Source organism: Bacillus sp. DNRA2 (genome assembly GCF_012843265.1).
In the GTDB taxonomy this organism is placed as follows: Bacteria; Bacillota; Bacilli; order Bacillales; family Cytobacillaceae; genus Bacillus_BU.
In genome coordinates, this window is record NZ_JABAIT010000001.1 from 109,633 (window position 1) to 129,876 (window position 20,244).

Here is a 20,244-nt window from a genome sequence, read left to right on the forward strand (position 1 = left end):
ATGGCTGGAAGTGGAAGTAACGGCGGTAGCGGCAGCGGCAAAACCATCAACTTAATTATCAAGCGGCAAAAGAATGCTAATTCCCAGCCGTATCAAGAGGAATTTCAGGTTCCGTACCGTCCCAATATGAATATTATTTCGGCACTTATCGAAATTCAGCGGAATCCTGTGAATGCAAAAGGGGAGCCATCAACACCGGTCATTTGGGAATCGGTTTGCTTGGAGGAAGTGTGCGGTGCCTGTTCGATGGTCATTAACGGCAAGCCGCGTCAGGCATGCTCTTCATTAATTGATCAGCTTGAACAACCAATTCGGATTGAGCCTTTAAGCACGTTCCCGGTAGTCCGCGATTTGGCGGTTGATCGTCAGCGGATGTTTGACTCATTGAAAAAAGTGAAAGCGTGGATTCCAATTGACGGAACTCATGATTTGGGTCCTGGACCAAGGATGCCAGAAAACACGCGGCGATGGGCATACGAGCTGTCTAAGTGTATGACATGTGGTTGCTGTCTGGAGGCCTGTCCGAATGTTAACGATCATTCGCCGTTTATGGGTCCGGCACCATTGTCACAGGTGCGTTTGTTTAACACACATCCAACTGGTGCGATGCATAAGGAAGAGCGTTTGGAAGCGATTATGGGTGAGGGTGGCATCACTACCTGCGGTAACTCACAAAACTGTGTTGAGGTTTGTCCAAAGGGCATTGAGCTCACCACATCTCTAGCGGCGCTCAATCGCCAAGTAACCATCCAATCATTCAAAAACTTCTTCGGATAAACGCACTAAAGCGGTGGGGGACAGTCCCCCACCGCTTTAGTGTATTAAAGTGAAAATAAGACACTATATTATTTCTTGCATGTATTAATTTTCAACAGTGGATAAAACGGGCAAAAGCGGATTGCGGCAGTTGCGATAAAGACGATTCCAAGTATCCCGAAATATTTAACATTCCCTTCAAGAAGAAACAATCCTAATAGAAGAATTCCTAAAATTAACCGTAAAACGCGATCTGTTCCACCAACATTTGCTTTCATAACCTAGCCCCCATTTTCCAAAATAACTTGAAATAATCATAAGGTGCAACGATTCTTTTTTCCGTAACTAAGTCACATGTTCACCTTTTTGTCAATAATCCCTTAAGTTTCTTTCTATCATACATCATCACTTTACCTCGAGATAATCGAAGGATATCGTTTTTTTCGAGTTGATTCATGAGTCTGCTTACCACCTCTCGAGCCGTTCCTAGCTCACTTGCTAACTCTTCGTGAGTAATATAAAGGATTGTATGGTCAATCGGGAGTTTTTCCAGCAGATATTCGGCCATTCTTTCATCAATTCGTCTGAAACATAAATCATCGAATAATCCCATAACATGATTAAATCGGTTCGCTGTTGTTAAATTGATGAGCTTTTGAAAGGAAGCATATTTATTCATCCAGCTTGTTAATAACCTTTGGTCAACGAGGAATAGCTTGCTGTTTTTAGTTGTCACAGTTTGGGCAGGAAAAGGCTGCTCTGAAAGTGTACTTGTAATCGATAAAATGCATGCCTGTCCAGAGGTAACTCGAAATAGATTAATTTCCCGGCCATTTTTATTGGTCTTTTGAATGATTAATTCACCTTCAACTACAAACGCAGCCTGGTGACACGGCTCGCCTTCATTCATAATAATTTGTCCTGCTTTCGCCTCAATAAAGATAAGCTGCCGCAGTTCTTCCGCTGTCAAGTCTTCAAGAAACGGAAATAATGAAAAGATAGATTGTTTCATATGCCCCACCCGGTATAAATCATATGCTATCATTTTAACGTAAAAAGCTTATTAAAACCATAATAATTTTTTGAAAATAACGAAAATAACCCGTGGTGTCAGACAAAGACTAAGGATAAGGAATATTCAAAGCATAATAATATGATCTAATGTCGATAATATAATGATGTGACAATGGGGAGTGCGAGTTCTTTGAGTAAAGAGATTATCGTTCTAATCAGCGTATGGGTGCTTACTATCATCGGTCTTTTGATTTGGATTCCGAAAGATCGTCTCAGGGAAGCTTATCTAATATTTTATTTTAAACAGTTTATGACATGGATTCTTGGCTTAATCGTGGTGCAATGTGGGTGGATTGAATATCCTGTTCGGGAATTTGCAAAAGCGAGCCACACCAGCTTTTCTTTTGAGTACTTTATCTACCCAGCCATTTGCGTTATTTTTAATCTTCATTATCCATATCACAAAGGGATACTTCCGAGAATGTGCTGGTTTATCTTCTTCCCGTCCTGGATGACAATAGTTGAGGTATTAATCGAAAAATATACTGATTTAATCAAGTATAATGAATGGAAATGGTACTGGACGTGGATTTCGCTGTACATCACATTTTATTTCTCCATGATGTTCTATCGCTGGTTTTTCAACATAAAAGTTAATACCTCTTTAACAGAGTAAAGCGGTGGGGGACTGTCCCCCACCGCTTTACTCTGTTAAAGTATTATTGTTCTAATAGCCATTGTGCGACGAGTTTGTTTTCTGTTTCAGTCAACAGTTTTCCTGGCATCATGCCTTTTCCGTCTGTCATTAATTTTATAAGTTCATCCTCGGTGTACTTGCTCTTCATATTTAAAACCGCAGGACCGGCAGTTGCCCCTTTTAAATTTGAACCGTGACAAGCGGAGCATTTTTGCTCAAATAATCCAGGACCATCCTTTGGTGCGTCAGCTGCGTTGGCAGAGCAGCCAGCCATAATGATTAGGATTAAAACCGAAAGTAGCCATAGTCGTTTCATGATGTTTTCCCTCCTATTTAGCAATAATTTAAAAAATAGAGTTAAAAAATTAACTCTATCTAAATAAAACATTAATATTATCTTAAAATATTTCAGCAACATATGACCATTGAAAATATGGCGAAAAATTGATTGTTTGGCATAATATCCCGCCTCACGAACTACTCCGTATAATAACAACATCCCCAAAAATATCTGATATTTCGAGTCAGGATGTTCAAGAAAAGTCGGATTTCTTCCTATTATATAGAAATCACTCTAATCTTGTTTGATTTTGTCATGCAAGCGGAATAAGGCAATTTTGTATACTTCGGACAATGCTGCTAGAAATTCTAGTGATTCGTCGTTGTTAATCCGTTGCTTCATTTCTGCTAAAATTACGTGCTTGTCTTTTCCACGGACGGCAATGATGAATGGGAAGCCAAACTTTTGATAATATCGCGTGTTTAATAAAACAAATGCTTCATATTCCTCACTGGTGAGATTCTTTAACCCGGCTGCTTGCTGTTCACGACTTGAAGAATGACTCATAGCGATTTTTACTCCCAAATTTGGATGCGCATTCAATAAATTCAACTGGAGTGAGTGTGAAGACCTTTGGACAATGGCTACCATATGCTGATGCAGGTCGGTGATCGATGTGAACGGTCGTTCCAGGGCACATGCAGCAGCAATCCACGCTGATTCTTCAAATATTTCTCCCAATACATCAGTGAATTCGGTAATCGATAGTGAGTTTAATTGTTTTATAGTTAACATTTGCTTGTTATCCTCCTTAAAAATGGCAGAGTCTTTCCTCAACCAATGTAAAAATCACACATCTTCTATTATTGCAGAATTTTTCAAAAAAATAAAATATTAAGAAAAAAAGAGAAAAACGGACCAAATAGAATATATTTTGTTCTTTATAAGGGAAAATGGCGAATTTTGAATCTTTGAAAATATATTTTTGTTCTATATAATGAACAAAACAAATAAAACTTTTTTCCTAAGAAAGGAGGGTACAGGTTGCTTAAAAAACTTTTATTAATATGTCTTTTACTGAATTCAGCAACAGTGGGTTTTCATGTTATACAAGCGGAGGAAATCACTCCACTTCAAGCGACCGAATCAACCCAAATAAATGATCAACAACAACCATCACAGTTAGATGAAAATAAAGAACAAAATTATTCTAATGAAGATGAAATAGGTCTAAATAGCCCTGTAGTTGACCAGGACCAATCAACGGATTCTACCGCCCATCCAGTTCAAAATATCGAAGGGAATTACAAAGATGCTGACCAGGATCAGACAGCAGACAACAAAGTTTGTCAGGATCAAACGGTCCAAGCCTCTGTAGCTTGCCACGAATTGATTGATAGTGATGTTGACGGTCAAATTGGTCAGGGACAAACGACGAATTTAACAGTTGGTCAAGAGCAAGAGATTAAAGCAGCTGAAGGGATAAAAGTTAACCAAAATTTGAAGGCTGGCATTGATTCGAAGCAGACTCAAGGTGTACTTTTACCGGACGATGAAATTGATGTTTTACATCAAGAGACGAATGCAACAACAGAGCAATCACAGTCAGTTCTTACCGAAAATGGCGCTGAGATCGAGTTCAAGCAGGACACCGACATTACGGTAGCTCAGCTTCAAGACCTTGATGTCGAGGGGGAAAAGGCGGACGAGCAAGAGCAATTAACCGTTATTGAAGCGGGCCAAAAGCTCGAGGTAGAATCGAATGGTTCAGCAATTTTGAATCAAGCTCAAGCAGCAATTGTTGATGGACTTTTTGTCAATACGCTTCAGGAAGTCGTTCAAGTAGGTGTAACCGTAACGACACAGAACTACTTGGAAATAGTCAAGGATGCTACTGGAGGAGTTGTCAAATTCTTTCAAAAAATATTCGTGAATGATCAGTTAATTGACAAGAGTGAGAGAGAAACTGCCTTAGAGGTAAAGGATGTTCATGGCGCCTTTCAATCATATGAAAAAGAGTTCGATTGGGGCAAAGTGATTGTTAAGAACATTGCTGTATTATTTTTAAATGATGAAACATCAGACTATAAAGCGTTTTTAAAAAGTAGTATTTCGCTAGTTTTTGGTGCTGAGCTATTTGGTTCTCCTGAGCCGAAACCAACGACACCACCAGGCGGCGATGATGAAGAACCAACGACACCACCTGATGATAATAATGGTGAAGAGCCCACAACACCTCCAGACGATAATAACGGTGGCGAGCCAACGATTCCGCCAATTGATCAGCCAGGGGAGAATCCAACGGTTCCAACTCCAGGCGAAAATCCAACACCTGTGTCGTCAACCCCAGATTCATCAACACCATCAGTGGTGAAAGCTGCAGCAAGTGCGGCACCTGTGAAAACAGTAACGACGTCAGACACTAAAGCAAATGAACTTCCTAATACGGCAACGAACCATTATAATCTCTTATTATTGGGAATCGTCATAGTTGCGTCGGGTTCAGTGTTAATTTTTCGTAAATCGAAAAAGTTCACAATTTAATCAAAAATGTTATATACAGCATAATGACTGGGTTTAGCAGCATTATGCTGTTTTTTTATGGGGGTCGTTCTTTAAAAAGCACAAGAAAGAAAGAAATCGAGAGGATGGTCTTAATAAAGAACAAAAAATCACTCAAAATGACTGAATATAACCAAATTTCCGATTTTTCAAAAAATTCAATGCGGTAGTATACTAAAGCTCGGAACAGGAAATTCCAATAAAAGTTAACGTGGAGGTCGGTATCAGGTATGGGTCAAAATTACAAACAGGTAAAGAACGTACTCAATTGGAAGAAGATCATCGCAACAGGAGCTTTAGTTGGAACACTATTAGCATCAACATCTGCATTTGCAGCAAAGGGTGTTGATCAATTTAAAGATGCAACTCAAAACGTAAACCAAAATAAATTTGCTGCTGGTTTATTGATTAGCCAACCAACTATTGTTAATGACCATGCATCTCAAACTCAATCAGCGCTATGGGCTAAGAAATCTGACCAATTCCAATTGTCAGTTTTCAATAGAAACCAAACTGCTGTTGGTGTCGGTGCGTTGATTGGTCAAGCAAACATCGCAGCAGCTAATGGTTCTCAAGACCAATCGGTTGTAGGTAAAAAGAATGACCAAACACAAGTAAATGTCGTTTCTGATTCACAAGCAGCACTTGGTCTAGGCGTTTTAATCGGCCAAGCAAATGTTTCAGTAAACAATGGTCACCAACAACAATCAACAATCGGCAAAAAGAATGACCAAACTCAATCTGCTGTAAGCGACACAGATCAACTTAACGTTGGTGTAGGTGCGTTAATCGGTCAAATCGATATTGCTGATAATAATAACGTGCAAGCACAAGATTCTGCTGGCATCGGTAATGACCAAGATCAAGATATTGATAACTACACAGATCAAACTAGTGTGGGCTTAGGTCTATTAGTTGGTCAAGCGCAAATTGCTGCTAACGACAATAATCAAAGCTCTTCATCAGAAGGATTCTTCAATGAAGACGATCAAGATATCGAAAATGATACGGAGCAAAACCAATTAGCATTAGGCTTATTAATTGGTCAAGCACAAGTATCTACTAACGGTTCAGAACAGGTTTCAGGAACTGCTGGTGTTGCAAACGACAACGAGCAAGACGTTGACAACGACACTAATCAATCTCAACTTGGCTTAGGTGCCCTTGTTGGTCAAGTTCAAGTAGCTGGTAACGAATCTTCCCAAGGTGCATTCTCCGCAGGTCTTGCAAATGATGTTGAGCAAGAAGTAGAAACTGACACTGACCAAACACAAGTAGGTGTACTTGGTGCCCTTCAAGGTCAAGCGTCTGAAAATTCTGCTATTCAATCTGGCGAAGCTGTAGGAGCATTCAATGGTGTTGAACAAGAAGTTGAAGTTGATACTGAACAAACTCAAGTAGGCGGTCTTGGTGCCCTTCAAGGACAATCTGCTTCAAACACTACTTCACAAGGTGCTCAAGCAGTTGGAATTGGTAATGACGCTGAGCAAGAAGTAGAAAATGGAATTGAGCAAAACCAAGCTGGTGGTGTACTTGTAGAACAAGCTCAAAACGCTTCTAACGAATCTTCACAAGAAGCGGTTGTTGTAGGCTTAGGCAATGACGCTGAGCAAGAAGTAGAAAATTGCACAACTCAAGACCAAATTGGTGCAGTTGGTGCAGCTCAAGCTCAAAATGCTGATAACACTGCTGAACAAGGTGCTGTAGTCGTTGGTATCGGAAATGAAGTTGAGCAAGGAGTAGAAACAAATACTGACCAAACACAAGCTGGTTTAGGTCCAGTCGATCAAGCTCAAAGCTCTTCAACTGATGTTGCTCAGTCTGCAACAGTTGTAGGAGTTGGTAATGAAGTAGAACAAGAAGCTGAAGTTGAGGTTACTCAATCTCAAGAAGCTACTGGAAATGCTAACCAAAGCCAAAGCGCTACTAGCAATGTTTCTCAAAATGCGGCAGCTTTCGGTGCGGGCATTAGCCAATCTTCTTCTTCTAGCTTCACAGTCGTTCAAGGTCAACAAGCTAACTAATATCGTTTAAACACTTTCAGCTCCATCTGGTGTCATGCTGGATGGAGCTGTTTTATGGATTTATTTTACTAAAATCATGCTCGTTAATTAACGTGTTCATAAGCCAATAGGAGGAGTCAAAGAATGATTAAGAAAACAGTTAAGTCATTAATCGCAGTTTCCGCAATTTGTGCGGGTCTTGGACTAGGAGTATCAGCAGCGAGTGCAAGTTCTTGGAATAACTCTTCCATCGATGTTAATCAAACTAGAAGTGGCTGGTCTAGTTTCACACAATTTCAAAAGAGCAATAAAAGCCAAACAGAGGTATCTACTGGTGCTGCTGTAGGACAATCTTCATTTATTTCAGGATCTCAAACTCAAGCAGGTACATCAAATGGTCCTGCGACAGCTACTCAAACTCAAGTTCGAACAGTTGATGTTGCGGACGAATTAAATGGAAACACTCAAACAACTCAGGCAAGCGGCACTACTGAGCAGACTACAGCAACTGAGGGCCCGACCAAATTAGTACAAAAGCAAAGTACTGTTAATGCAACTTTCCATTACCAAGGTAAGCTTATTCAAAAACAAGCGATTCAAAATCACGAATACCAATTCTCATCTGCAGTTTCAAAATAATGGATTATAAGTGAATCCATCATCTTAATTAGATCATATCAGATAACCCGCTTAGTCATGAGCGGGTTGTTATATTTTCTTCCAATATATTTCCTTCTTTAGAAAATTCATTATTTTGCCCCTTTTAAAAATACTAATTGTGTCAAATGTCGTTTACGTACATTTCAATCTTCGGTATGCTTTTCCAAATGAAACTACATATTAACATGTAGAAAGGCAGTGGAGATTTTGAAATCATTTTTTAAAAATTATCGCTTCACGCTAATTTTACTGTGTTCCATTATCATCGGAGGTGGTGCTGGTCTTGCTTATGGACCGGATGCTGCTGTCGTCAAGCCATTTGGAGATTTGTTCCTCAATTTAATGTTTATGATGATTGTGCCATTAGTATTTTTCAGTATTGCTTCGGCGATTGCCAACATGAATGGGATGAAGCGACTCGGCAAAATTATGGGCAGCATTTTAGTCGTATTTTTAATAACGGCGTCTGTGTCTGCAATTCTTGGTTTTATTGGGACTACAATCATTGAGCCGATTAAAAATGCCGATATCTCTGCTATCAAAGCAGTGATGAGTGCAGCAGAAGAACCCGAAACGGAGGCCGTACCCTTTTTAAGTCAGCTTGTTAACACCTTTACCGTTTCTGATTTTTCCAACCTATTATCCAGAAGTAATATGCTCCAATTAATCGTCTTCTCCTTACTGTTCGGCGTTTCTACCGCGCTGATTGGCGAAAAAGGGAAGCCAGTGGCTGACTTCTTATCCGCAGCCACTCAAGTGATGATGAAAATGGTCAACCTGATTATGTATTACGCGCCGATTGGACTGGGCTGCTATTTTGCTGCAGTCATCGGTGAATTAGGACCACAGATATTAGAGGGCTATGCCCGTTCATTTGTACTGTACCTGATTTTAACTGTGATTTATTATTTCGGCTTCTTCACTTTGTATGCATTCTTTGCTGGAGGTAAGGACGGCGTCAAGATTTTCTGGAAAAACGCGATCACTCCTTCGATCACGGCCATTGCAACTTGCTCAAGTGCAGCCTGTATTCCGGTCAACCTTGCCGCTGTTAAAAAAATGGGCGTACCAAAGGATATCGGTGAAACAATCATACCTCTTGGTGCTAACACCCACAAAGATGGATCCGTATTTGGCGGAGTTCTGAAAATCGTCTTCTTGTTTGCGCTGTTTGGCAAGGACTTAACAAGTATTTCTAGCATTTTAAGCATTATTGCTGTTTCCTTCTTAGTTGGAGCCGTTATGGGTGCTATACCTGGGGGTGGTATGATTGGCGAAATGCTCATCATCAGCGTGTACGGCTTCCCGCCTGAGGTGCTGCCAATTATTGCCGTCATCAGCACCATTATCGATGCCCCGGCGACATTACTAAATTCCACCGGCAACACCGTCTGTGCGATGCTGGTAACGCGCATCGTCGAAGGGAAGGACTGGCTCAAGAAAGCAGGCCTCGTCCCAAAGCGTAAAGTAAAAGCTGTTTAAATGAAAAAAAGCGATGACTTTTTTGGGAGTCGTCGCTTTTTTGCTTTTATTAAAATAAAGATTTTTCTGGTTTCCGTTTCAAGTTTCAGTGGTTTTTGCCTCGCCCAAAGTCTAATCGGTGATAAACTTATAGCGCAAAATGGCCGCGAGTCCTGCCCCATGTGAAAATTCACCATTCTTCACTAAATCCTTCAATTCCGCCATCGTAAGCTCGTGAACTTCAATCTGCTCACTGCTCTCCAAGTTTTGCTGTGTTTTCGTCAAACCAGCCGCTGCGAATAAGTGGATTTCTTCACTTGTTGACCCAGGTGATGGATAAAAACTTCCCAACTCAAGCCAATCTTCAGCAATATAACCCGTTTCTTCCTCTAATTCACGCTTTGCAGTTTCAAGTGGCAGGCTATTTTGGTCGATACCCCCTGCGGGTAATTCCCATTGCCAGCTTTTAAGCGCATGGCGATATTGCTTTAAGCAAAGAACTTTGTGCTCATTTGTAATCGGAAGGATGCAAACCCCTTTGGCAAAATCAAGATAGGCAAAGGTCTTTTCCTCACCATTCGGGAGAATCACTTCATCTATCGTAATCCCGTAACGATCAATCTGTTTTCGGTCAGTGCTTTTAATTTTCCAAACCATTATGTATATTCACCTCGTTTTCATTGTAAGCGCCCAGCCCCAAAACAGCAAATCTCCGTTTTTTTCCAGTAAGCCGGTTTTTTACGTGAAAAAGTGCAGGAAGTGTATCATAGAACCGGTCTAAGAAACAGTTCAACGTGAAAAAGTGCAGGAAGTGTATCATAGAGCAAGTCTAAGAAACAGTTTGACGTGAAAAAGCGAAGGAAGTGTATCATAGAACCGGTCTAAGAAACAGTTCAATGTGAAAAAGTGCAGGAAGTGTATCATAGAGCAAGTCTAAGAAACAGTTTGACGTGAAAAAGCGAAGGAAGTGTATCATAGAGCAAGTCTAAGAAACAGTTCAACGTGAAAAAGGGAAGGAAATATTTCATAGAACAAATGTAAGGGACATTTTTACAAAGATGGGTATTAAGTTTAATGAAAAGTATCCTTTTTGCAAAGGTCTAATCAATGTTTTTTCAACTAACATAAATTTGTGGAAAAGCTTTCATAAACAAGACAAATTTGAGGCTAGGTGTTAGCCTTTAAAAGATAGAAAATAGAAGTGTACAGATAAAATAGGGAGGATCAGAGAATGAAAGGCTATTTATCTTTGATGTTTGGGAGTTTGATTATTGCAGTAATGCTTATGATGCCAGGGAATAGTGCTCAGGCTGAAGAACCGGTAACTACGCCATCGCAAGAATCGGAAGATGGCCATTGTGGATGCGATGTTGAGTTTTTAACAGGTGCGCAAAGAAATAAAATTGCTGCAGAGCTTAATAGTAGTGATGCGTTTAAAGTTGTAAAGAATAGTTTAGAGAAACAAGGGTACGAGTGGAATGGGTCTGGTGCTACTGAAATTATCATCAATCATTCTATGGGTGATGTGATTTTTGTTGGTGCAATGTTTACAGCTGAGGACGGTCTGGTTTATGCAGCGGGATATTTGTATAATGGTGGACAGTTCATAAATTTGGGCATTGCACCTTATTAAGAATAATAGATTAGCTATTTATTAAGTGGTAATTACAGCATTAATAAGGGGGTGTTCCAAACCTTGGACACCCCCTTTTTGCGTATCGGTCTTTTAACATGTTCGTTGATTTTCGTTCCAACGGCCAGGAAGTTCGAGAACGATAAACAGAAGAAGGTTAAATAAATATAGGCAAAGAAAAAAGCTGAACCAAAAAAAGTCGGTAATAACGACCCATTGGGACAGCTTTTTTTATAATCAGTTGTAATTCCTATCTACTTTTCGCCACATTCACCCGTCCCGAAAAGAACGTTGCCCCGCCGCCCATGTCGGCAATGCGGTCCGGTGTTAGCGTATTAACGAGCTGGTTAGTCCCATCGAGGTCGGCCCACAAGCCTTGTGTTGCGACAACGCCCGGCAGGACATTTTCACCAACAGATGCCTTCAGCTCAATTTCCCCGCGCTGATTCCAAATTCGCACCATGTCCCCAGATTCAATGCCGCAGCGAAGGGCATCTGAGGCATTCATGTGCAGCAATGGTTCCTTCTCAAGCTGCTGGTGCTTCTGATTATGAGCGAAAGTTGAGTTTAGAAAATTATGATTTGGTGCCGGAATAAATTGGTATGGGTAGACGTTTTCACCATCCCCATCATCCGGTAACGGAATATAAGTCGGCAGGGGCGGATAGCCATCCTGCTTCATTTTTTCCGAATAAAGCTCAATTTTACCGCTTGGTGTCTTTAATTTTCCAGGTAGCAATGGCTTCACGTTCGCCTTCACATATTGATTTTCCATCAGCGCCGTTAGCGTAATCCCGTCTAAGTAAGGATTGTCCGGGAAATCCAAGCCTTGCGCAATCATTTCCACCTCAGACTCATACAATTCCGGTTCGGAAAAGCCCAGCGAAGCAGCGAGCAAACGGAAGACCTCAACATTTGATTTGGACTCACCGTATGGCTCGATGACTGGCTGTTGGATTTGCGCATAATGATGCCAATACGAACAGTAAAAATCGGTATTTTCATAGGAAGACGTTGCCGGTAAGATGATATCGGCATACTTGGCTGTTTCTGTTAAAAATAAATCATGAACGACGGTAAATAAGTCTTCGCGGGCAAGGCCGGCTCTGACTTTATTGCCTTCGGGAGCAACCACCGCCGGATTTGAGCTGTAAACATAGAGCGACATTAACGGTGGGTCAAGCTTTAGCAATGCGTCTCCGAGTAAGTTCATGTTGACCGTCCGCGTTGCTTTATTTTTCAAAAGATCAGGTCGCTGTAAAGCTCTTGAATTATAAGCTAAATAGCCGGAATTGCTCTTCGTTGCCCCGCCGCCACGCTCCAGCCATTGCCCCGTTAACGCAGGTAGGCAGGCAATGGTGCGGATCGTCATGCCACCGTTATCGTGATGCTGAGGTCCGTTGCCGATGCGAATATAAGAAGGCACAGTTTCTCCGTACATTCGCGCCAGTTTGTAAATATCATCAATCGGAACTCCGGTAATGTCGGAAACGGTTTTCGGGTCGTATTGTTGCACGTGCTCGCGTAATTCTTCGTGACCAATCGTGTACTCACGTAAAAACGCCTCGTCAACAAGGTTTTCGGCAAACAATATATGCATCAAGCCTAAAGCGAGGGCGCTGTCTGTTCCTGGTAAAATCGGAATAAACCAGTCGGCAAACTTGCCGGTTTGGTTTTTATGAACATCAATGACCACAATCTTAGCCCCATTTTGCTTGCGGGCTTGCTGGGCAAAGGCGATTTGGTGCATGTTCGTGCTGACGGCATTGACGCCCCAAAAAATAATAAGCTTGGAATGGACGGTATCCTCGGGGTCGATTCCGTAAGGTCCACCCATTGTGTATTTGTAGCCTTCAACACCCGCCTCCGAGCAAATTGTACGGTCAAGCCTTGTGGCACCGAGTCGATTGAAGAAGCGGCGATCCATCCCTTCGGCGGTAAGATTGCCCATGTTACCGTAAAAGCTGTAGGGCATAATACTTTGTGAACCATCTGTATCGAGCAGTTTTTTCCAATGAGAGGTGATCGTTTCAATCGCCTCGTCCCAACTGATGCGCTCGAAGTGATTTTCACCCTTTGCACCAACTCGCTTCAGCGGATATTTGAGGCGATTTTCGTCGTAAAGGCGACTGGGCATGTTGCGAACTTTATTACAAATATTACCTTTGGTGACGGGATGGTTTGGATCCCCCTCAATTTTGACGATTTTGCCGTCTTTTTTATGGATAAGTAAGCCGCATTGATCAGGACAATCAAGCGAGCAAACAGAATGAAAGATGCCATCAGATGACTGCATGATTGATTCCCCTTTGCTGAGTCTGTTGACCACGGTATGTTTTTTTAAGCTTGGTAGTTAAAGAGAATATTGATTATTTTCATTATAGATGTTATGAGGATATTTTGTCATGCTTGTGTGCTTTGTAAAATCAATACATTTTGCTGTGCGCTTTATGATGATGGGTTGGTTTAGGAGCGGAATATGATATCATTGAATTACGAGGATTGGATAGCCGCCCTTAGGTGTACAAAGGGAAATGCCAAGAGCGGAGATAAAAGCGGGAGAGGTGTTTGATTTGAAAATTACCGAAATTGTATTGGAAAATTTCCGCGGCTTTAAGCAACTACATTTAAAGTTTAGCGAAAAAAATGTGGTGCTAGTGGGGACAAACGGAGTTGGAAAATCGACGATTCTTAACGCTGCCATTATTTTGTTATCTAGATTTGTTGAGTCACTATCATTCGGGATTGCCAAAAAAATCAGCTTGAATGAGACTGACATTAAAAACGGCAATCAAGGCTTAAAAATAAAATGTACACTCGAATACAATGGTGTGGAGCGCCAGTTGGAGTTAATTAAAACGTTGGTGGCTGGGCAAAGCAGTAGTTCCAAACTGACCGTTAAGGATACAACCCAGGATCTGGTGGCCTTTTTACATAAACAGCTAGCTGATGATCCCAGCTTTAATGCCCCGATTTTTGTTAACTATCCAGTTCATCGCACCGTGAAGGATATTCCGATGAAGCTGAAGTCGAGAAAGGGACTTGATCCTTTTTCTGCTTACCATCATTGTTTTTCACGCGAAGTGGATTTTCAGTCGTTCTTTGAATGGCTTTTAAACGAGGATTACATGGATGGATTGCGGAAGGGTGCGCACGCTGCACCTACAAACGATATGAAATCTGGAGAAAATACTGCAGCTAATGATTCGGGAGCAGAGCATCGGCAGCTAACTGCCGTTCGTGCGGCCATTTATAGTTTCTTACCAGGATTTTCTGATTTAAAGGTGAGCCGTGGACGTAGAATCCGAATAACGGTGGCAAAAGGAACTCAGCATTTAGAAATAAGCCAATTGTCTAATGGCGAAAAGTGTACGTTGGCGATGGTCGGGGATTTAGCACGCCGCTTGGTACTAGCAAACCCAAGCCTTGCCAATCCTTTAGAGGGGGAGGGAATCGTGTTAATTGATGAAATTGAACTGCATCTTCATCCGGCGATGCAGCGCGATATTATCAATCGCTTGCAATCGACGTTCCCGAATCTCCAATTCATTCTTTCAACCCATTCTCCACAAGTGTTGGGGGAAATAAATGCGGCGCAAATCTTTTTTGTAACGCAACAGGATGATGGTGAAGATATTGATGTAAGTACTGTACCGACGTTGTTCGGCAAAGATTCCAATATGATTTTAGAGCAATTTATGGGTGCTACTGAAAAGAATGAAGAAATTAAGCTGCAATTGGAGCGATTATTCCAGTTGATTATGGATGACTCTAAGCTTGGTCGGGCGCGAGAATTACTTAATCAATTAATGAGCATTTTAGGCAGTGATGACCCGAGTTTGATTAAAGCTGATATGATTTTGCGACGAAAAGAGAGTATGAACTTATGAAGCATATTCATAAAAAGCCCTCACCAAGCGCATTTGAGCATTGGAAGAGCTCGGCAGGACCGCAAGCCAGCTATACAACGATTCCACCATCGATTAAAGCAATCGTTCGCCAAAGCTTGTTAGATGAGCAGTTTTGGCTTTGCTGCTATTGTGGCCTGAGTTTGACGCGGAATAATGTTCATATTGAGCACTTTCGCCCGCAATCAAAGTTTAAATCGCTGCAGTTGGATTATCAAAATCTCCATGCATCCTGTATGGGGAAACTGATTCATCATGAAGCAGAGCTATCTGATTTTTGCGGACATTCAAAGAAGGATTGGTTTGATCCTGTTTTAATGGTGTCACCACTTGACCCGGATTGCGAGAGTTATTTTGAGTATGGCTTTGATGGAACGATTCGTGCTGCCAATCATCATCGTGGTGCTGAAGAAACGATTCATCGACTTGGCTTAAACACCTATTTACCGCGGAAGCAACGGGAGGAAGCCATTAATGCGATTCTCGATATTATTGATCTTTCTGACACTGATCAAATAAAATTAATGATCAGATTTCTGGAAACACCTGATGAAACTAATAGACTGCCATCCTTTAGCTTTGTGATTGCTAGATTACTAAAATCTCTGTTGACTGTAGATTCTGCCGCTTTAACGTAGTGGGGGACAGTCCCCCGCTGCGCTAAAGCGCTGCAGGGGGACTGTCCCCACTCTTATCCATGTTTATTCGTCTGGTTTTTCTGGAGTGTTTTCTGGTGTCGGTGGCTGACTTGCTTCCGGGATTGCTTCTGTGTTCGGTGCATTAGCATTAGCACCACCATCGAGTCCTGGACCCGTCGCGGTAATGGCCATGACTTTAGGCTCTTTTTTTACAAATACAAACGTAAACAGCATTAAGACAATGACAAGCACTGCGGCTACACCATCTATAATGTAGAAGAGAGTTTGATAATTTGACCAGAGGATTTTGCTGTCATCCGCTTTTTCCTCGGCATCTTGGATGTATTTTTTGATGGTCGAATGATTAGGGTAAATCCGTTGAACTGATTCGAATTTTTCCAAGGCATCCTCATAATATCCGCCCCAATAAAGCTCTAATCCTTCTTTAAAGAGCTTATCGGTTTCGCTACTCTTGTTCTTCGCTCCAGCTTGGTTGACAAATTCCTTAACGGTATTGACTGGAATCGCAAAGTCAAACCCGGTCACTTCGGCGCCAAATGTCAGTAAGCCGACAATTTCACCTTTACTATTAATGATAGGCCCACCACTATTTCCCGTTGAGGTGGCAGCGTTTAATTGAATCACAGAGGTCCCTGTTTCTAATTTCTTTGAAGTCGCAGAGATTTCCCCAGAGTTCATAGTTGATTCTAGTGAGGAATCTATCGATAATACGTTATATTCTGCAAGCGACGGGTAGCCAATTGCCCAAATATTTTCCTGGTCCTCAACATCGTCGGAATTGCCGAGCTTTAATGTCGGTAGGTTTTTGCCTTCAATTTTAAGAACGGCCACGTCCTTCCAGTCGCCATCTTTTTCGCCAATTGGTGAGCCGTAGCTTTTAATTTCTCCATCTAAAACATCCCCACCAGGTAGGACGACCTCCGTCTGCCTTGTCAGGTTTGTATACCCCAACACTTGAATCAAATATAAATAGGCCGTTTCCACATCAGTTTGGAAGGCATCAGCAACAACCGCAGATAGTCGGATTAGTGCTTCCTGAAGAATTTCATCGTCAGTCATCTGGGTGGTGCTGACGACATGAGCATTTGTCACGATATAACCATCAGGACTTATGATGGCTCCTGAACCATAACCGCCAACAAAGGTTTGATAGTTCATCTGTTGTAATATAGCCTCAACCTCTGGGAAATAGTCGTAAAACTCCCATTGAACAATCGCGTAGTCATAGACCCGCACAACTGCCGGCTTTGAATACTCTGCGAGTTTTTTAGCACGAGAAATGTGTGAAGTATCTGGCTTGATATTCATTAGAAAGAAAGAAGTAACGATTACCGCTATCAGCAAAATACTGATGGGTACGGTAAATAGAGCCCTCTTTTTCATCACATCACCTCTAAAAGGAATTTTAAATCCTTTAAAACTATATTCACTTTTTTGAACAATTTATTTTGTACCAGTAAATAAATAAGCTGTGTGAGGGATGTTGGCTTGAAAAAGTAGGAATTTTTTTCGAAAAAACCTAACTAGCCTTCGGCTCGTAAGCGGTTTTTAGGATGTAGAAATGAGGCAAAATAAAAAGGCACCATTCAATTTTTATGAATGGTACCTTGATGGGTGAAATTAAGATTAGTCTCGGAGAAGGAGCAGATCTAAAAGTGGTTTTTTTCGTCTATCCACGATCCGAATTTGCTCAGGATCTAATTTTTCTTGATGTGCTTGAATCCAGTTTTGGACTTCTTGCTTTGTTTGACAATGGGTAAAGAACGTTTCCCCACCTTTTCCGATTGCATTTATACTAAATCTGCAATTTGTGTTCCTCATAGTCTCCACCTTAATAAATTATCGTCGGATAAATATTACTAGATGACACATCAAAATTCCACCCTTTTTTTATCTTTTGTTCCAAAGTTGGAACTATGCAAAAATTGAAGGCGTTTTAACACATTAAAGCGGTGGGGGACAGTCCCCCACCACTTTAATGTGCTAAAACACGATTAGATGCCCTTTGTTTTGTACAAAATAATGACATATATGACTGCAAGGGGTTTTGGATGATTTTGTCGAATGTTACTTAATATATAGAAGAAAGAGGTGAACATGAAGGAATGGAACATGAGGATTTTTATCAAAGCTTTCGAAAGAAGATCCAATGGTGGGCGAAAAGTGAAGAAGGTAAGAATAATAAATACGTTGAAGTCTTAATGTTTGGGCCAGATTTGTTTCACTTATTATGTAAGCTGGTAATCGATAATGAAGTATCTATTTCTGATAAGGCAAAGCTTGGGGCAGCAATTGCTTACTTTGTATCACCCGTTGACTTTATCCCAGAGGTTATCCTAGGACCGCTCGGATATGTGGATGATATTGCTGTGGCAGCGTTTGTCTTAAATAGTATGGTGAATAACACCAATCCTGAAATCGTGAAGAGACATTGGGCGGGTGATCAGGATATTCTTGAAGTCATTAAAAAGATCATTGCAATGGCAGACAATATGGTCGGGTCTGGTGTTATGAAAAAAATCCGCAATAAATTTGGCGTCTAACAGGCACAACACACACTTTAATACTCTAATGCAGTGGGGGACAGTCCCCACATGCATTCACGCGGTAAAGCGGCGGGGGACTGTCCCCCGCCGCTTTACTGCGTGAAAGCCTTATAAGCTCTTGGTATTTTTCGGTTGTTGACTTTTCAGGTGGTGGCATTTATAGTTGAAAATAGTTATGTTAATATAATAATTTCACCCTCATCCTAACCGATGAGGTAGAGGTCGCGATTTTTATTAGTAAGGTAACGGAGATGCAAGAGACATCAATGAAGTTATCCAAAAGGAAAAATCGCCGAAGCTTGTCCGAGGTCTCAAAATCGAACAGGCTGGGGCTGCTTCCGAAAGGAGCAGAACTGTCACGCAGCAAGCCAATCACACACCGAGAAGGCACTGCGTGTTGAGCTATCTTCATGGAGAAGGTTTGATGCGGTTGAACAGAAACTGCCTACGAACGTAAAAAGCAATCCGTCGTCGGCTTTTTTTATTGTCAAATTTGCGCTCCTTCCCAAACAAAATAAAGGAGTTTTTTTTATGAGTCAACAAGGAAATGCCACAGCAAGAGTGTTAGACAGAGACGAGCTTAGGCAACAACAACAACAGCAACCTGAACAACAACCACATCTCAAACGTGGTTTGCAGGCACGTCACCTTTCAATGATTTCAATTGGCGGGGCGATTGGGACAGGGCTGTTTTTAGCAAGCGGCTCGGCCATACACACGGCTGGACCAGGTGGGGCACTCCTCGCCTATGTGATCATTGGTATCATGGTTTATTTTTTAATGACAAGTCTCGGCGAACTGGCTGCTTATATGCCGGAAGCCGGTTCATTTAGTACGTACGCAACAAAATTCGTCGACCCAGCGCTTGGATTTGCGCTTGGTTGGAATTATTGGTATAACTGGGCCATTACCGTTGCAGCAGAATTAGTAGCTGGTGCTCTGATTGTGAAGTTTTGGTTCCCGGATAGTTCATCGCTATTGTGGAGCGCCTTATTCCTCGCAATAATGTTCGGCTTAAACTATTTATCAGTTAAAGGCTTTGGTGAGTCAGAATTTTGGTTTGCACTTATTAAAGTCGTCACAATAATTATCTTTTTAGCGGTCGGAGTATTAATGATTTTTGGTGTATTTACTGGTGAAGCGGTCGGTTTTTCTAATTTTATGCTGGCAGACGGACCTTTCCACGGCGGCTTTTTCGCGATGATTGGTATTTTCATGGTCGCTGGGTTCTCATTCCAGGGCACGGAATTACTGGGTGTTGCTGCTGGTGAAAGTGAAGACCCCGCTCGGAATGTTCCGCGCGCGGTGCGTCAAGTATTTTGGCGAATCCTATTATTCTACGTTTTAGCGATTTTCGTTATCGGAATGCTGATTCCTTTTACTAATGAATCATTATCGAGTGGTGATGTCACGCTCAGTCCATTTACGTTGATTTTTGAACGGGCTGGATTTGCGTTTGCAGCATCGGCCATGAATGCCGTTATTTTAACATCGGTACTGTCAGCTGGTAACTCCGGAATGTATGCGTCAACGCGGATGCTCTGGAACTTGGCGAAGGAAGGCAAGGCGCCAAAATTCCTTGCTAAAGTGGACTCTCGTGGCGTCCCAGTCAATGCCTTAATCGTTACGGCAGCGGTTGGAGTTGTTGCCTTTTTCGCTTCATTATTTGGGGATGGTGCCGTTTATATTTGGTTATTAAATGCGTCAGGGATGTCAGGGTTCATCGTCTGGCTCGGAATTGCGATTAGCCATTATCGTTTCCGCAAGGCATTTGCTAAGCAAGGCCGCAGTTTGAACGAACTCCCATACCGGGCAAAATGGTTCCCGTTCGGTCCTATCTTCGCATTTGTTCTTTGTTCATTTGTGGTTTTAGGGCAAAACTATCAAGCGTTTCTTGGCGATTCTATTGACTGGTACGGTGTGTTAGTTTCCTATATCGGTCTTCCAATCTTCTTAGCGGTGTGGCTTGGTTATAAATTTATGAAGAAGACAAAGGTTATCCCTTTGGAGCAATGTGATTTGAATCCAACCCGCGATTAATATTTTACTAAAATAAAGACAACTA

19 protein-coding genes and 1 riboswitch are annotated in these 20,244 nt (G+C 41.7%); of the genes, 11 read left to right on the plus strand and 8 right to left on the minus strand.

The features are described from left to right. Positions 1–777 carry a succinate dehydrogenase iron-sulfur subunit gene (gene sdhB, locus HHO41_RS00515; protein ID WP_169094868.1) on the plus strand — a complete coding sequence of 259 codons (777 nt, stop codon included), beginning with the start codon at positions 1–3 and terminating at the stop codon, positions 775–777. A 68-nt stretch (positions 778–845) separates the two neighbouring features. Here sdhB and HHO41_RS00520 read toward each other — a convergent pair whose 3' ends face one another. Together HHO41_RS00520 and HHO41_RS00525 are read right to left on the minus strand one after the other, a co-directional pair. Next, positions 846–1,034: a YgaP family membrane protein gene (locus HHO41_RS00520; protein ID WP_169094869.1), complete on the minus strand. Its 189-nt coding sequence runs from the start codon at positions 1,032–1,034 to the stop codon at positions 846–848. Positions 1,035–1,114: 80 nt separating this feature from the next. Next, a complete protein-coding gene (locus HHO41_RS00525) occupies positions 1,115–1,768 on the minus strand; it encodes a Crp/Fnr family transcriptional regulator (protein ID WP_169094870.1) in 654 nt (217 codons plus the stop codon). Between the two features lie 192 nt (positions 1,769–1,960). Here HHO41_RS00525 and HHO41_RS00530 point away from each other — a divergent pair, with 192 nt between their 5' ends. Further along, positions 1,961–2,446: a CBO0543 family protein gene (locus HHO41_RS00530; RefSeq protein WP_169094871.1), complete on the plus strand. Its 486-nt coding sequence runs from the start codon at positions 1,961–1,963 to the stop codon at positions 2,444–2,446. A gap of 43 nt (positions 2,447–2,489) precedes the next feature. Here the strand turns inward: HHO41_RS00530 and HHO41_RS00535 are convergent, their stop codons facing one another. Then, positions 2,490–2,783 (minus strand): c-type cytochrome, encoded by a 294-nt coding sequence (locus HHO41_RS00535; RefSeq protein ID WP_169094872.1) that lies wholly within the window; start codon positions 2,781–2,783, stop codon positions 2,490–2,492. A 258-nt stretch (positions 2,784–3,041) separates the two neighbouring features. Next, on the minus strand, positions 3,042–3,542 hold the full coding sequence (uraD, locus tag HHO41_RS00540) for a 2-oxo-4-hydroxy-4-carboxy-5-ureidoimidazoline decarboxylase (RefSeq protein ID WP_169094873.1): 501 nt from the start codon (positions 3,540–3,542) through the stop codon (positions 3,042–3,044). A gap of 249 nt (positions 3,543–3,791) precedes the next feature. On the opposite strand from uraD, the gene HHO41_RS00545 reads away from it, so the two are divergent. The 4 genes from HHO41_RS00545 (at position 3,792) to HHO41_RS00560 (ending at position 9,454) form a co-directional block, all read left to right on the plus strand. Continuing rightward, entirely contained in the window at positions 3,792–5,291 is a 1,500-nt protein-coding gene (locus tag HHO41_RS00545; protein ID WP_169094874.1) for an LPXTG cell wall anchor domain-containing protein, read from the plus strand. A gap of 248 nt (positions 5,292–5,539) precedes the next feature. Then, positions 5,540–7,333 (plus strand): midas domain-containing protein, encoded by a 1,794-nt coding sequence (locus HHO41_RS00550; RefSeq protein ID WP_169094875.1) that lies wholly within the window; start codon positions 5,540–5,542, stop codon positions 7,331–7,333. A gap of 123 nt (positions 7,334–7,456) precedes the next feature. Next, entirely contained in the window at positions 7,457–7,951 is a 495-nt protein-coding gene (locus HHO41_RS00555; RefSeq protein ID WP_169094876.1) for a hypothetical protein, read from the plus strand. 225 nt (positions 7,952–8,176) lie between these two features. Then, positions 8,177–9,454 (plus strand): dicarboxylate/amino acid:cation symporter, encoded by a 1,278-nt coding sequence (locus tag HHO41_RS00560; protein ID WP_481747077.1) that lies wholly within the window; start codon positions 8,177–8,179, stop codon positions 9,452–9,454. A gap of 111 nt (positions 9,455–9,565) precedes the next feature. On the opposite strand, the gene HHO41_RS00565 is transcribed toward HHO41_RS00560, so the two are convergent. After that, positions 9,566–10,090 (minus strand): NUDIX hydrolase, encoded by a 525-nt coding sequence (locus HHO41_RS00565; protein WP_169094877.1) that lies wholly within the window; start codon positions 10,088–10,090, stop codon positions 9,566–9,568. A gap of 574 nt (positions 10,091–10,664) precedes the next feature. On the opposite strand from HHO41_RS00565, the gene HHO41_RS00570 reads away from it, so the two are divergent. Continuing rightward, positions 10,665–11,066 carry a hypothetical protein gene (locus HHO41_RS00570; RefSeq protein ID WP_169094878.1) on the plus strand — a complete coding sequence of 134 codons (402 nt, stop codon included), beginning with the start codon at positions 10,665–10,667 and terminating at the stop codon, positions 11,064–11,066. A gap of 250 nt (positions 11,067–11,316) precedes the next feature. On the opposite strand, the gene HHO41_RS00575 is transcribed toward HHO41_RS00570, so the two are convergent. Beyond that, positions 11,317–13,362, minus strand: coding sequence for a molybdopterin oxidoreductase family protein (locus HHO41_RS00575; protein ID WP_169094879.1), 2,046 nt, complete (start codon positions 13,360–13,362; stop codon positions 11,317–11,319). Positions 13,363–13,600: 238 nt separating this feature from the next. Here HHO41_RS00575 and HHO41_RS00580 point away from each other — a divergent pair, with 238 nt between their 5' ends. Next, positions 13,601–14,956, plus strand: a complete 1,356-nt coding sequence (locus tag HHO41_RS00580; RefSeq protein WP_169094880.1) for an AAA family ATPase — start codon at positions 13,601–13,603, stop codon at positions 14,954–14,956. Then, complete coding sequence (locus tag HHO41_RS00585; protein WP_169094881.1) at positions 14,953–15,612, plus strand: retron system putative HNH endonuclease; 660 nt, start codon at positions 14,953–14,955, stop codon at positions 15,610–15,612. Before HHO41_RS00580 ends, HHO41_RS00585 begins: the two co-directional genes overlap by 4 nt. Before the next feature lie 63 nt (positions 15,613–15,675). Here HHO41_RS00585 and HHO41_RS00590 read toward each other — a convergent pair whose 3' ends face one another. Together HHO41_RS00590 and HHO41_RS00595 are read right to left on the minus strand one after the other, a co-directional pair. Beyond that, positions 15,676–17,016 carry a S1C family serine protease gene (locus tag HHO41_RS00590; RefSeq protein ID WP_169094882.1) on the minus strand — a complete coding sequence of 447 codons (1,341 nt, stop codon included), beginning with the start codon at positions 17,014–17,016 and terminating at the stop codon, positions 15,676–15,678. 243 nt (positions 17,017–17,259) lie between these two features. Then, entirely contained in the window at positions 17,260–17,454 is a 195-nt protein-coding gene (locus tag HHO41_RS00595; protein ID WP_169094883.1) for a hypothetical protein, read from the minus strand. Between the two features lie 284 nt (positions 17,455–17,738). Between HHO41_RS00595 and HHO41_RS00600 the strand changes: the two genes are divergently transcribed. Together HHO41_RS00600 and HHO41_RS00605 are read left to right on the plus strand one after the other, a co-directional pair. Further along, positions 17,739–18,176 carry a YkvA family protein gene (locus HHO41_RS00600; RefSeq protein ID WP_169094884.1) on the plus strand — a complete coding sequence of 146 codons (438 nt, stop codon included), beginning with the start codon at positions 17,739–17,741 and terminating at the stop codon, positions 18,174–18,176. Between the two features lie 211 nt (positions 18,177–18,387). After that, a riboswitch (Lysine riboswitch) is annotated at positions 18,388–18,592 on the plus strand. Between the two features lie 118 nt (positions 18,593–18,710). Next, a complete protein-coding gene (locus tag HHO41_RS00605; protein ID WP_169094885.1) occupies positions 18,711–20,219 on the plus strand; it encodes an amino acid permease in 1,509 nt (502 codons plus the stop codon). The last annotated feature ends 25 nt before the right edge of the window (positions 20,220–20,244 follow it).

Excerpts from the sequence above, each read along its gene's own strand:
- sdhB (WP_169094868.1), top strand. The coding sequence starts at position 1 with ATGGCTGGAAGTGGAAGTAACGGCGGTAGCGGCAGCGGCAAAACCATC.
- HHO41_RS00520 (WP_169094869.1), bottom strand. The coding sequence starts at position 1,034 with ATGAAAGCAAATGTTGGTGGAACAGATCGCGTTTTACGGTTAATTTTA.
- HHO41_RS00525 (WP_169094870.1), bottom strand. The coding sequence starts at position 1,768 with ATGAAACAATCTATCTTTTCATTATTTCCGTTTCTTGAAGACTTGACA.
- HHO41_RS00535 (WP_169094872.1), bottom strand. The coding sequence starts at position 2,783 with ATGAAACGACTATGGCTACTTTCGGTTTTAATCCTAATCATTATGGCT.
- uraD (WP_169094873.1), bottom strand. The coding sequence starts at position 3,542 with ATGTTAACTATAAAACAATTAAACTCACTATCGATTACCGAATTCACT.
- HHO41_RS00550 (WP_169094875.1), top strand. The coding sequence starts at position 5,540 with ATGGGTCAAAATTACAAACAGGTAAAGAACGTACTCAATTGGAAGAAG.
- HHO41_RS00555 (WP_169094876.1), top strand. The coding sequence starts at position 7,457 with ATGATTAAGAAAACAGTTAAGTCATTAATCGCAGTTTCCGCAATTTGT.
- HHO41_RS00565 (WP_169094877.1), bottom strand. The coding sequence starts at position 10,090 with ATGGTTTGGAAAATTAAAAGCACTGACCGAAAACAGATTGATCGTTAC.
- HHO41_RS00570 (WP_169094878.1), top strand. The coding sequence starts at position 10,665 with ATGAAAGGCTATTTATCTTTGATGTTTGGGAGTTTGATTATTGCAGTA.
- HHO41_RS00575 (WP_169094879.1), bottom strand. The coding sequence starts at position 13,362 with ATGCAGTCATCTGATGGCATCTTTCATTCTGTTTGCTCGCTTGATTGT.
- HHO41_RS00580 (WP_169094880.1), top strand. The coding sequence starts at position 13,601 with ATGCCAAGAGCGGAGATAAAAGCGGGAGAGGTGTTTGATTTGAAAATT.
- HHO41_RS00585 (WP_169094881.1), top strand. The coding sequence starts at position 14,953 with ATGAAGCATATTCATAAAAAGCCCTCACCAAGCGCATTTGAGCATTGG.
- HHO41_RS00590 (WP_169094882.1), bottom strand. The coding sequence starts at position 17,016 with ATGAAAAAGAGGGCTCTATTTACCGTACCCATCAGTATTTTGCTGATA.
- HHO41_RS00595 (WP_169094883.1), bottom strand. The coding sequence starts at position 17,454 with ATGAGGAACACAAATTGCAGATTTAGTATAAATGCAATCGGAAAAGGT.
- HHO41_RS00600 (WP_169094884.1), top strand. The coding sequence starts at position 17,739 with ATGGAACATGAGGATTTTTATCAAAGCTTTCGAAAGAAGATCCAATGG.
- HHO41_RS00605 (WP_169094885.1), top strand. The coding sequence starts at position 18,711 with ATGAGTCAACAAGGAAATGCCACAGCAAGAGTGTTAGACAGAGACGAG.